Annotated in this window: 12 protein-coding genes; 11 read left to right on the forward strand and 1 reads right to left on the reverse strand. The window is 65.3% G+C overall.

Annotation, left to right across the window (positions count from 1 at the left end; genetic code table 11):
• Positions 1-37 precede the first annotated feature (37 nt).
• The 10 genes from rpsE (at position 38) to ARC23_RS11355 (ending at position 6663) form a co-directional block, all read left to right on the forward strand.
• Entirely contained in the window at positions 38-580 is a 543-nt protein-coding gene (gene rpsE, locus ARC23_RS11310; RefSeq protein ID WP_005415419.1) for a 30S ribosomal protein S5, read from the forward strand.
• Positions 573-764 (forward strand): 50S ribosomal protein L30, encoded by a 192-nt coding sequence (rpmD, locus tag ARC23_RS11315; RefSeq protein WP_004145412.1) that lies wholly within the window; start codon positions 573-575, stop codon positions 762-764. Before rpsE ends, rpmD begins: the two co-directional genes overlap by 8 nt.
• Positions 765-770: 6 nt before the next feature.
• Entirely contained in the window at positions 771-1214 is a 444-nt protein-coding gene (gene rplO / locus ARC23_RS11320) for a 50S ribosomal protein L15 (RefSeq protein WP_004154498.1), read from the forward strand.
• Positions 1215-1221: 7 nt separating this feature from the next.
• On the forward strand, positions 1222-2589 hold the full coding sequence (gene secY, locus ARC23_RS11325) for a preprotein translocase subunit SecY (protein WP_005415420.1): 1368 nt from the start codon (positions 1222-1224) through the stop codon (positions 2587-2589).
• Positions 2590-2936: 347 nt separating this feature from the next.
• Positions 2937-3293 carry a 30S ribosomal protein S13 gene (rpsM, locus tag ARC23_RS11330; protein ID WP_004154500.1) on the forward strand — a complete coding sequence of 119 codons (357 nt, stop codon included), beginning with the start codon at positions 2937-2939 and terminating at the stop codon, positions 3291-3293.
• Positions 3294-3304: 11 nt separating this feature from the next.
• Positions 3305-3694, forward strand: coding sequence for a 30S ribosomal protein S11 (gene rpsK, locus ARC23_RS11335; protein WP_004145443.1), 390 nt, complete (start codon positions 3305-3307; stop codon positions 3692-3694).
• 15 nt (positions 3695-3709) lie between these two features.
• Positions 3710-4339, forward strand: a complete 630-nt coding sequence (gene rpsD / locus ARC23_RS11340; protein WP_004145446.1) for a 30S ribosomal protein S4 — start codon at positions 3710-3712, stop codon at positions 4337-4339.
• Positions 4340-4395: 56 nt separating this feature from the next.
• Complete coding sequence (locus tag ARC23_RS11345) at positions 4396-5394, forward strand: DNA-directed RNA polymerase subunit alpha (RefSeq protein ID WP_005408216.1); 999 nt, start codon at positions 4396-4398, stop codon at positions 5392-5394.
• A gap of 193 nt (positions 5395-5587) precedes the next feature.
• On the forward strand, positions 5588-5971 hold the full coding sequence (gene rplQ / locus ARC23_RS11350) for a 50S ribosomal protein L17 (RefSeq protein WP_053519752.1): 384 nt from the start codon (positions 5588-5590) through the stop codon (positions 5969-5971).
• A 185-nt stretch (positions 5972-6156) separates the two neighbouring features.
• Positions 6157-6663: a disulfide bond formation protein B gene (locus ARC23_RS11355; protein ID WP_057497307.1), complete on the forward strand. Its 507-nt coding sequence runs from the start codon at positions 6157-6159 to the stop codon at positions 6661-6663.
• Positions 6664-6768: 105 nt separating this feature from the next.
• On the opposite strand, the gene ARC23_RS11360 is transcribed toward ARC23_RS11355, so the two are convergent.
• On the reverse strand, positions 6769-8895 hold the full coding sequence (locus ARC23_RS11360; protein WP_057497308.1) for a TonB-dependent receptor: 2127 nt from the start codon (positions 8893-8895) through the stop codon (positions 6769-6771).
• A 220-nt stretch (positions 8896-9115) separates the two neighbouring features.
• Between ARC23_RS11360 and ARC23_RS11365 the strand changes: the two genes are divergently transcribed.
• Positions 9116-10507 carry a class II 3-deoxy-7-phosphoheptulonate synthase gene (locus ARC23_RS11365; protein ID WP_057497309.1) on the forward strand — a complete coding sequence of 464 codons (1392 nt, stop codon included), beginning with the start codon at positions 9116-9118 and terminating at the stop codon, positions 10505-10507.
• Positions 10508-10535 lie beyond the last annotated feature (28 nt).

Genomic DNA, 10535 nt, shown 5'->3' on the forward strand with positions numbered 1-10535 from the left:
CTCGAGCCGTACATACCCAAACTATCAAGGAATCAACATGGCAGAAGAGCGTCAGCAGCGGGGTCGCGATCGCGACCGTAACCGCGAAGAAAAGATCGACGACGGCATGATCGAAAAGCTGGTCGCGGTCAACCGCGTCAGCAAGACCGTCAAGGGTGGCCGCCAGTTCACCTTCACCGCCCTAACCGTGGTCGGCGACGGCGAAGGCAAGGTCGGCTTCGGCTATGGCAAGGCCCGCGAAGTGCCGGTCGCCATCCAGAAGTCGATGGAGCAGGCCCGCAAGAACCTGGTCAGCGTTGACCTGAACAACGGCACCCTGTGGCACACCATCAAGGATGGTCACGGCGCAGCCCGCGTGTTCATGCAGCCGGCTTCGGAAGGTACCGGCGTGATCGCCGGCGGTGCCATGCGCGCCGTGCTGGAAGCCGTTGGCGTGAAGAACGTGCTGGCCAAGGCCACCGGTTCGCGCAACCCGATCAACCTGGTGCGTGCCACCGTGAAGGGCCTGACTGCGGCGCAGTCGCCGGCTCGCATCGCGGCCAAGCGCGGCAAGAAGGTGGAGGAACTCAACCATGGCTAATGAGTCCAACAAGACTGTGAAGGTGCGCCTGGTGCGCGGCCTGCGTGGTGCTCAGTCGCGTCACCGCCTGTCGGTGCGTGCTCTGGGCCTGAACAAGCTCAACGATGTGCGTGAACTGAAGGACAGCCCGCAGGTTCGCGGCCTGATCAACACCGTTCACTACCTCGTCAAGGTTGAGGAGTAATCGATCATGACTCTGCGTCTCAATGAACTGAGCCCGGCACCGGGCGCCCGCACCGAGCGCACCCGCGTCGGTCGCGGTATCGGCTCGGGCCTGGGCAAGACTGCCGGCCGCGGCCACAAGGGTTCGTTCGCCCGCAAGGGTGGCGGCAAGATCAAGGCTGGCTTCGAAGGCGGCCAGACCCCCATGCAGCGTCGTCTGCCGAAGATCGGCTTCCGTTCGCCGATCGCCAAGGACACCGCTGAAGTGCTGCTGTACGCGCTGGACAAGCTGCCGGCCGGTGAGATCGACTTCGCCGCCCTGCGTGCTGCCAAGCTGGTCCCGAGCACTGCCAAGAAGGCCAAGGTCGTCGTCAAGGGCGAAGTGACCAAGGCGTTCACCCTGAAGGGTATTGCTGCCACGGCTGGTGCCAAGGCCGCGATCGAAGCTGCCGGCGGCAGCGTAACGGAGTAAGAAAATCATGGCGCAAGCTGGCATCGGTAACCTCGCGGGCGGAATGGGCAAGTTCACTGAACTTCGCCAACGTTTGCTGTTCGTCGTCGGGGCTTTGATCGTCTATCGCATCGGCTGCTACGTGCCGGTGCCGGGCGTCAATCCCGATGCCATGCTTGCCATGATGCAACAGCAGGGCGGCGGCATCGTGGACATGTTCAACATGTTCTCGGGCGGCGCCCTGCACCGTTTCAGCATCTTCGCGCTGAACGTGATGCCGTATATCTCGGCATCGATCGTGATGCAGCTGGCCGTTCACATCTTCCCCGCCCTGAAGGCGATGCAGAAGGAAGGTGAGTCCGGCCGCCGCAAGATCACCCAGTATTCGCGCATCGGCGCCGTGCTGCTGGCGGTGGTGCAGGGCGGTTCGATCGCGCTGGCCCTGCAGGGCCAGGTCTCGCCGTCGGGCGCTCCGGTCGTGTACGCACCGGGCATGGGCTTCGTGCTCACCGCCGTGGTCGCGCTGACCGCAGGCACGATGTTCCTGATGTGGGTCGGCGAGCAGGTCACCGAGCGCGGCATCGGCAACGGCGTGTCGCTGATCATCTTCGCAGGTATCGTGGCCGGCCTGCCGGGTGCGGTCATCCACACCTTCGACGCCTACCGCGACGGCAACATCCAGTTCATCCAGCTGCTGCTGATCGCCATCGTCGTGCTCGCCTTCACCTTCTTCGTGGTGTTCGTGGAGCGTGGCCAGCGCCGGATCACGGTCAATTACGCGCGCCGCCAGGGCGGTCGCAACGCGTACATGAACCAGACCTCGTTCCTGCCGCTGAAGCTCAACATGGCTGGCGTCATCCCGGCGATCTTCGCCTCGAGCCTGCTGGCCTTCCCGGCCACCCTGGCCATGTGGTCCGGCCAGGCCGCCAACCAGAGCAGCTTCGGCCAGGTCCTGCAGAAGGTCGCCAATGCACTGGGCCCGGGCGAACCGCTGCACATGATCGTGTTCGCCGCGCTGATCACCGGCTTTGCGTTCTTCTACACCGCGCTGGTGTTCAACTCGCAGGAAACCGCCGACAACCTGAAGAAGTCCGGTGCGCTGATTCCGGGCATCCGCCCGGGCAAGGCCACCGCCGACTACATCGACGGCGTGCTGACCCGCCTGACCGCAGCCGGTTCGGCCTACCTGGTGATCGTCTGCCTGCTGCCGGAATTGATGCGCACGCAGTTGAATGCCTCGTTCTACTTCGGCGGTACCTCGCTGCTGATCGTGGTGGTGGTGGTGATGGACTTCATCGCCCAGGTGCAGGCGCACCTGATGTCGCACCAGTACGAGAGCCTGCTGAAGAAGGCCAACCTGAAGGGTGGCAACCGCGGCGGCTTTGCCCGCGGCTGATTGGCCTGTTATACTTTCGTCTTCCTGACGTGATGGTCCCTCCGCTTCGCGGACTCCGGCCACACAAACGAAGGGCGGCCCCCGCAGCGGTTCCGGGTGGGGGTGTGATGAGGTGGTCCCGCGCTGGAGTAGCGCGGGCGGCTCCGGGGGAAACCCCAGGTCCAACCCCATCCGGCGCCGGAGCCTGGGCACACTCCCCAGGCCGGGTTCATGAAACCAATGGTTTCACGGGCTTCCATGTAAACCGGAACCTTGTTAGTATCGCTAGTTCACTTTTTTGATCCATCCTGCCGGATTGGCGTGCCCGAGGCGCGCTGTCGGCCATCACTCAGCTGGAGAACCGCGTCATGGCGCGTATTGCAGGCGTCAACCTGCCAGCCCAGAAGCATGTCTGGGTCGGGTTGCAAAGCATTTACGGCATCGGCCGTACCCGTTCGAAGAAGGTCTGCGAAGTCGCAGGCGTTGCTTCGACCACCAAGATCCGCGATCTGTCGGAGCCGGAAATCGAGCGCCTGCGCGCCGAAGTCGGCAAGTACATCGTGGAAGGCGATCTGCGCCGTGAAATCGGCATCGCGATCAAGCGCCTGATGGACCTGGGCTGCTACCGCGGCCTGCGTCACCGTCGTGGCCTCCCGCTGCGTGGCCAGCGCACCCGTACCAACGCCCGCACCCGCAAGGGTCCGCGCAAGGCGATCAAGAAGTAAGGGACTGAGAAATGGCTAAGCCCGCTGCTAAGACCAAGAAGAAGATCAAGCGCGTCGTCACCGACGGCGTTGCCCACGTCCACGCTTCGTTCAACAACACCATCGTCACCATCACCGACCGCCAGGGCAACGCTCTGTCGTGGGCGACCTCCGGTGGCGCTGGCTTCCGCGGTTCGCGCAAGTCGACCCCGTTCGCTGCCCAGGTGGCGGCTGAAAAGGCCGGTCGTGCTGCGCTGGACTACGGCGTGAAGTCGCTGGAAGTCCGCATCAAGGGCCCGGGTCCGGGCCGTGAGTCGGCCGTGCGTTCGTTGAACAACGTCGGCTACAAGATCACCAACATCATCGACGTGACGCCCATCCCGCACAACGGGTGCCGTCCGCCGAAGAAGCGTCGCGTCTAAAGGGAGCGATAAGAAATGGCTCGTTATATCGGTCCTACCTGTAAGCTCGCCCGCCGCGAAGGCGCCGACCTGTCCCTGAAGAGCCCGGCGCGTGCGCTGGACTCCAAGTGCAAGCTGGAGCAGAAGCCCGGCCAGCACGGCGCCACTGCCCGCAAGGGCAAGCTGTCCGACTACGCCACCCAGCTGCGTGAAAAGCAGAAGGTCAAGCGTATCTACGGCCTGCTGGAGCGTCAGTTCCGCAACTACTACAAGAAGGCCTCGACCAAGAAGGGCAACACCGGCGAGAACCTGCTGCAGCTGCTGGAAACCCGCCTGGACAACGTCGTCTACCGCATGGGCTTCGCCGTGACCCGTCCGGCTGCCCGTCAGCTGGTGTCGCACCGCGGCGTCACCGTGAATGGCAAGTCGGTCAACCTGGCTTCGTACCAGGTCAAGGCTGGCGACGCCATCGCTCTGTCTGAAAAGGCTGCCAAGCAGCTGCGCGTCCAGGAAGCCCTGACCGTCGCCGCCCAGCATGACCTGAGCCCGTCGTGGGTTGAAGTGGATTCCGGCAAGTTCACCGGCATCTTCAAGGCCGTTCCGGATCGTTCGGATCTGCCTGCGGACATCAACGAAGCGCTGATCGTCGAGCTGTATTCGAAGTAATTCATCATTGGAGAGCCCCCGGCGACGGCCGGGGGTTCACTAGGAGAACCCGCAACATGACGGTTACCGCCAACCAGGTTCTGCGTCCTCGCGGTCCGCAGATCGAACGCCTTACCGACACCCGTGCAAAGGTCGTTATCGAACCTTTGGAGCGGGGTTACGGGCATACGCTGGGCAACGCCCTGCGTCGCGTGCTGCTGTCGTCCATCCCGGGCTTCGCCATCACGGAAGTCGAAATCGACGGCGTGTTGCATGAGTACACCACGGTCGAAGGTCTGCAGGAGGACGTGCTCGAAGTCCTGCTGAACCTGAAGGACGTGGCCATCCGTATGCACTCCGGCGACAGCGCCACCCTGTCCCTGTCCAAGCAGGGCCCGGGCGTTGTCACCGCTGCCGACATCAAGGTCGACCACAATGTGGAGATCCTGAACGGCGACCATGTGATCTGCCACCTGACCAAGGACACGGCGATCAACATGCGTCTGAAGATCGAACGTGGTTTCGGCTACCAGCCGGCTGCCGCGCGTCGTCGTCCGGACGAAGAAACCCGTGCCATCGGCCGCCTGGTCCTGGATGCCTCGTTCTCGCCGGTCCGCCGTGTCGCCTACGCCGTGGAAGCGGCCCGCGTCGAACAGCGTACCGACCTGGACAAGCTGGTCATCGATATCGAGACCAACGGCACCATCGATGCCGAGGAAGCCGTGCGCACCGCCGCCGACATCCTCAGCGACCAGCTGTCGGTGTTCGGTGACTTCACCCACCGCGACCGCGGTGCGGCCAAGCCGGCCAACAACGGCGTGGATCCGGTGCTGCTGCGCCCGATCGACGATCTGGAGCTGACCGTGCGTTCGGCCAACTGCCTGAAGGCCGAGAGCATCTACTACATCGGCGATCTGATCCAGAAGACCGAAGTGGAGCTGCTGAAGACCCCGAACCTGGGCAAGAAGTCGCTCACCGAGATCAAGGAAGTGCTGGCTCAGCGCGGCCTGTCGCTCGGCATGAAGCTGGAGAACTGGCCGCCGGCCGGCGTCGCCAGCCACGGCATGCTGGGCTGATATCGGTAATGCCTGAGGGCTCCACCGGCAACGGTGGAGCCTTCAACCGGTTTACGAAACATGCCACGACGAACCCCAGGTTCGCGGGCAGGGCGTCCAGGACGGGCGACCAGGACCATCCGCAGTCCACGCAGCAACGCCAGGATGGCGACAACGATCCGCACAGTCTCATCATTAACCAAGGAATATCACCATGCGTCACCAGAAGTCTGGCCGTAAGTTCAGCCGCACCAGCGCCCATCGCGAAGCGATGTTCAAGAACATGGCCGCCTCGCTGTTCAAGCACGAGCTGATCAAGACCACCCTGCCGAAGGCCAAGGAACTGCGCCGCGTTGCCGAGCCGCTGATCACCCTGGCCAAGGTCGACTCCGTCGCCAACCGTCGTCTGGCCTTCGCCCGCCTGCGTGACAACGAAGCCGTGGGCAACCTGTTCACCATCCTGGGCCCGCGTTACGCGAACCGTCCGGGCGGCTACCTGCGCCTGCTGAAGTGCGGTTTCCGCGCCGGCGACAACGCACCGATGGCCTACGTCGAGCTGGTCGACCGTCCGGCCGTGGCCGAGGAAGTGGCCGAGTAATCGGACCGCTCCAACGCGACACAGTGAAAGCCCGGCATCCGCCGGGCTTTTGCGTTTCCAGGGGGCGGATCCCGATCCGCAGGAAAGGGCAGTGACCCACACCGTTCCGACAGGCGTCACCTGTGGCGGTTCGAATGGCGCGCGCTCTCGGTTACGCTTGGCGCCTGATCACTTGAGCGTTGACGATGAATCCACTGCGCTGGCCCTTCCGCGCCCAGTTCTTCCTGGGCTTCCTGATCTGCGCGGGCCTGCTCGGCTACGCGATCTTCCTGCAGCTGAAGATGGGCCTGGAGCCGTGTCCGCTGTGCATCTTCCAGCGGCTGGCCTTCGCCGCGCTGGGCCTGCTGTTCCTGATCGGTGCGCTGCACGGGCCGTCCAACCGCCCGGGACGCGCGACCTATGGGATTCTCGCCTTCATTGCCGCCGCGGTAGGCGTCGGCATTGCCGCGCGCCACGTCTACGTGCAGATGCTGCCGCCGGAGATGGGCGCGACCTGCGGCCCGCCGCTGAGCTTCCTGCGCGAGACGATGGGGCCGCTGGAAGTGTTCCGCACGGTGCTGACCGGCACCGGCAACTGCGGCAACATCGACTGGACCTTCCTGGGCCTGACCATGCCGATGTGGTCGGGCGTGTGGTTCGTGCTGCTGGCGCTGTGGGCGCTGGTGGTGTCGCTGCGCAAGGTCAGGCGCTGAAAACAGGACGGGGTCGGATCCCTTTGCAGCGCAAAGGGCTCTGACTCCATTCCCGGTGCGGGGTCAGAGCCCTTTCCTGCGGAAAGGGATCCGACCCCTGTCTCCTCAGAAGTCCTGCTGCAGGCTCAGGTAGGCACCGCGACGCGGTCCCCACTGCGGGGCAAATACACCGACGCCGCCGCCATCACGCAACTGGTAGCTGCGATCCAGTGCGTTGATCACGGCCAGCTGCACATGCAGCGGATGCCCGCTGCCGGCGTTGAAGTCATGCCCGGCGCTGAGGTTCACCTGCAGGTACGACGGCAGCTCGCCGCCGTTGGGCACGCCCTCGATGTCCGAACGCAGGCCACTGCCGAACACGTAGTTCGCACCGATCCGGTTGTGGCCGGCGAAGGCATAGCTGAGGCCACCGGACGAGGTCAGCTTCTGGTCGTGGTCCAGGTGGATCCAATGATCGGCGACGTAGGCCAGGGCGTCAGGGTCGAGGTTGTACTGGCCGGTGATGACCTGGGTGCCGAGGGCCTTGTTGTATGCCGCATTGAAGTAGGCACTGAACGGGCCGTTGCTGTAGTCGGCACTGAACTCCAGGCCACGGATGTGGCCGCGGCCGTAGTTGAAGGTCGAATAGACATACGCTGCGCCGAACTGGCCTTCGTCCTGCAGGCGCGCAACGCGGCGGTCGTACGCGTCCAGGCCTACGGTCAGGTGCTCGCCCAGCTGCTGCGAGACGCCGATGTCGTAGTAGTCACTGCGCTCGGACAGGGGCGTGGTGCTGCCACCACTGGGCTGCTGGTTGGTGGTGCCGTCGTACAGGGCGATGTCGCTGCTGGCGATCAGCTCGCTGGCCGGTGGTGTGAAGTAGCGTGAATAGCCGGCGTGCACGGTGGTGCTGTCGCTGGCATTCCAGACCACGCCCACGCGCGGGCTGAGCTGGCCTTCGGTGTGGCCGAAGGCCTTGTAACGGTCGCCGCGCAGGCCGTAGTTGACCGTCCAGGCATCGCCGATCTTCCATTCGTCCTGCACGTACAGCGCCAGCGTGCTGGCATGGAAAGCGCTGGGGTCGGGGATCAGCCGTGGCGTGGTGCTGGACTGCTGGCCGCCATCGTCCACCGGGAACACCCAGCTGTTGTTGCTGGCGCGCGCATTCTCGTAGTTGCCGTACAGGCCGTAGCGCAGCGTGTGGTCGTTGCCCAGCGGGGTGGAGAAGTCGGCCTGCAGGGTGTTGGCGCGGTTGCTGCGCTGCACCTGTGAGGCGACGCCACTGAACACCAGGTCGCCGATGACATCCGGGTGGAATGCTACATCGCTGTAGCGCTGCCCGGCCGAGAGCTGATAGGCGGTGGCGCCGAGCGTACCCTGCAGCACCAGCATGCCGAAGCGGGTGGCCTCGCGCTGGGTTTCATCCAGCTGGCTGGAATCGAAGGTGGCGGTGTCCAGGTAGCCGAACTGCGGCGTCTGGCCCGGATTGACCGGAATCTGGAAGCGGTTGTTGGCAAAGCCGGCAAACACACTCAGGCGGGTGCTGTCGTTGACCAGGTAGGTGAGGTCGGCGAAGGCCTTGCCCTGATGGGTATCGTCATGCAACGGCTTGCGCGCGTTGGTGGGGCTCTCCAGGCCGACCTCGTTCTGGTCGTAGTTGCCGGTCAGGAACCAGCTCCAGCGTCCCTGGCTGCCCCACCAGGAGGCATTGGGGTTGAGCTTGCCGAACGATCCGGTGGTCAGCCCGGCACTGCCGCCATTGCCAAGCTCGGCGCCGCTGCGGGTGGTGATGTCGACCACCGCCGCCGTGCGCTCGCCGAACTGTGCCGGCAGCGCGCCGTCCATCAATCGGATGCTCTTGATGGTGCGGGCATCCAGGGTCTGGCCGAAGCCGGAAATCGACTCGGGCAGCAGGACGCCGTTGATGCGGTACTGCAGGTTGGCGTGGTCACCGCGCACGTGCACACCGCCGTAAGAGTCCTGCACCACGCCCGGTGCCTGCAGCAGCACCTGGCTGAGCGGCGCGGAGGCGCCCAGCGGCTGCTTCTGGATGTCCTCGGCGGTGATCTGGTACTGGCTGCTGCCGATGTCCGGCGACAGTGCATTGCGGGCCTGGTCGAGCTGGGCGTGGACGGTGACCGCGTCCAGCTGTGTGACCGGCGCGGCCGCATCATTGGCGGCGGCGGCGAAGGCGGGAAGGCTGGCCGCGGCCAGGACGAGGGTGATGCCGGTAGCGAGGGGCGAGGGCTTCATGGGGAAGGGCGGAGCCTGTGGCGTAGGAGGGGGCCGGTCCGTGACGTGTCAGTGTTACTCCGTAACAAATCATGCGCCCGTTGCAGCGGCCGCGGGCATGCCGTGTCTGGCCGCTCGCGCCGCCCTTTCCCTGCCGTTCAGGCTGCCGCACGCGCCCCTGGCCCTTTGCGCCAGCGGCCGGCTCTGCGACCATGACCGCCCCCCACCCCGGAAGTCTGCAATGAGCCTGTCCGCCGTTCCGCCCGTGCCCGATCCTGCCGCAGCCGCCGTGGGCGCCGCCTGGTCGCCGGAGAGCTGGCGTGGCAAGACCGCGCTGCAGATGCCGACCTATCCCGATCCGGTGGCGCTGGACGCGGCGCTGCACGAACTGAAGCGGCTGCCGCCGCTGGTCACCTCGTGGGAGATCCTGGCGCTGAAGCAGCAGCTGGCCGAGGCCCAGGAGGGCAAGCGCTTCCTGCTGCAGGGGGGCGACTGCGCCGAGAACTTCAGCGATTGCGAATCGGGCACCATCTCCAACCGGTTGAAAGTGCTGCTGCAGATGAGCCTGGTGCTGGTGCACGGCCTGCGCCAGCCGGTGATCCGCGTGGGCCGCTTCGCCGGTCAGTACGCCAAGCCGCGCTCGGCCGACACCGAGACCCGCGACGGCGTGACCCTGCCCAGCTACCGCGGCGATGTGATCAACGCGCCGGCGTTCACCGAAGCGGCACGCCTGCCTGACCCGAAGCGGATGCTGCAGGCCCACGCGCATTCGGCGATGACGATGAACTTCGTGCGGGCGCTGATCGATGGCGGCTTCGCCGACCTGCACCATCCCGAGTACTGGAACCTGGAATGGGTGCGGCATTCGCCGCTGGCCGCCGAGTACCAGAAGATGGTGGCCTCGATTGGTGATGCGGTGCACTTCATGGAGACCCTGGCCGGGGCCCGCGTGCACAACCTCAACCGCATCGATTTCTACACCTCGCATGAAGCGCTGCTGCTGCCCTACGAGCAGGCGTTGACCCGGCAGGTGCCTCGCCAGCAGGGCTGGCTGAACCTGAGCACGCATTATCCGTGGATCGGCATGCGCACCGCTGCGCTGGATGGCGCTCACGTCGAGTACCTGCGGGGGGTGCGCAACCCGATTGCGATCAAGGTCGGGCCATCGGTGTCGCCGGACCAGCTGCTGCGCCTGATCGATGTGCTCAACCCGCATGATGAGCCGGGTCGCCTGAGCTTCATCCACCGCATGGGCGCGGCGCAGATTGCCGACAAGCTGCCGCCGCTGCTGGATGCGGTCAAGCGCGACGGCCGCCGCGTGCTGTGGGTGTGCGATGCGATGCATGGCAACACCGAAAGCACCGCCAATGGCTTCAAGACGCGCCGCTTCGACAATGTGCGTGGCGAGGTGGAGATGTCGTTCGACCTGCACGCGGCCGCCGGCACGCGCCTGGGCGGCGTGCATCTGGAGCTGACCGGCGAGGACGTGACCGAGTGCACCGGTGGCGCGCGCGAGCTGACCGAGCGCGATCTGGAGCGCGCGTACCGCTCGACGGTGGACCCGCGGTTGAACTATGAGCAGTCGCTGGAGATCGCGATGGCGATCGTACGCAAGCAGGAACAGGTGCGGTAAGGGTGTTGCGGCAGGGCTGCAAGCCCTG

Origin of the sequence: Stenotrophomonas beteli (assembly GCF_001431665.1) — a bacterium.
In the GTDB taxonomy this organism is placed as follows: Bacteria; Pseudomonadota; Gammaproteobacteria; order Xanthomonadales; family Xanthomonadaceae; genus Stenotrophomonas; species Stenotrophomonas beteli.

Excerpts from the sequence above, each read along its gene's own strand:
- rpsK (WP_004145443.1), top strand. The coding sequence starts at position 3,305 with ATGGCTAAGCCCGCTGCTAAGACCAAGAAGAAGATCAAGCGCGTCGTC.
- ARC23_RS11355 (WP_057497307.1), top strand. The coding sequence starts at position 6,157 with ATGAATCCACTGCGCTGGCCCTTCCGCGCCCAGTTCTTCCTGGGCTTC.
- secY (WP_005415420.1), top strand. The coding sequence starts at position 1,222 with ATGGCGCAAGCTGGCATCGGTAACCTCGCGGGCGGAATGGGCAAGTTC.
- rpmD (WP_004145412.1), top strand. The coding sequence starts at position 573 with ATGGCTAATGAGTCCAACAAGACTGTGAAGGTGCGCCTGGTGCGCGGC.
- ARC23_RS11365 (WP_057497309.1), top strand. The coding sequence starts at position 9,116 with ATGAGCCTGTCCGCCGTTCCGCCCGTGCCCGATCCTGCCGCAGCCGCC.
- rpsM (WP_004154500.1), top strand. The coding sequence starts at position 2,937 with ATGGCGCGTATTGCAGGCGTCAACCTGCCAGCCCAGAAGCATGTCTGG.
- rpsE (WP_005415419.1), top strand. The coding sequence starts at position 38 with ATGGCAGAAGAGCGTCAGCAGCGGGGTCGCGATCGCGACCGTAACCGC.
- rpsD (WP_004145446.1), top strand. The coding sequence starts at position 3,710 with ATGGCTCGTTATATCGGTCCTACCTGTAAGCTCGCCCGCCGCGAAGGC.
- rplO (WP_004154498.1), top strand. The coding sequence starts at position 771 with ATGACTCTGCGTCTCAATGAACTGAGCCCGGCACCGGGCGCCCGCACC.
- ARC23_RS11345 (WP_005408216.1), top strand. The coding sequence starts at position 4,396 with ATGACGGTTACCGCCAACCAGGTTCTGCGTCCTCGCGGTCCGCAGATC.
- ARC23_RS11360 (WP_057497308.1), bottom strand. The coding sequence starts at position 8,895 with ATGAAGCCCTCGCCCCTCGCTACCGGCATCACCCTCGTCCTGGCCGCG.
- rplQ (WP_053519752.1), top strand. The coding sequence starts at position 5,588 with ATGCGTCACCAGAAGTCTGGCCGTAAGTTCAGCCGCACCAGCGCCCAT.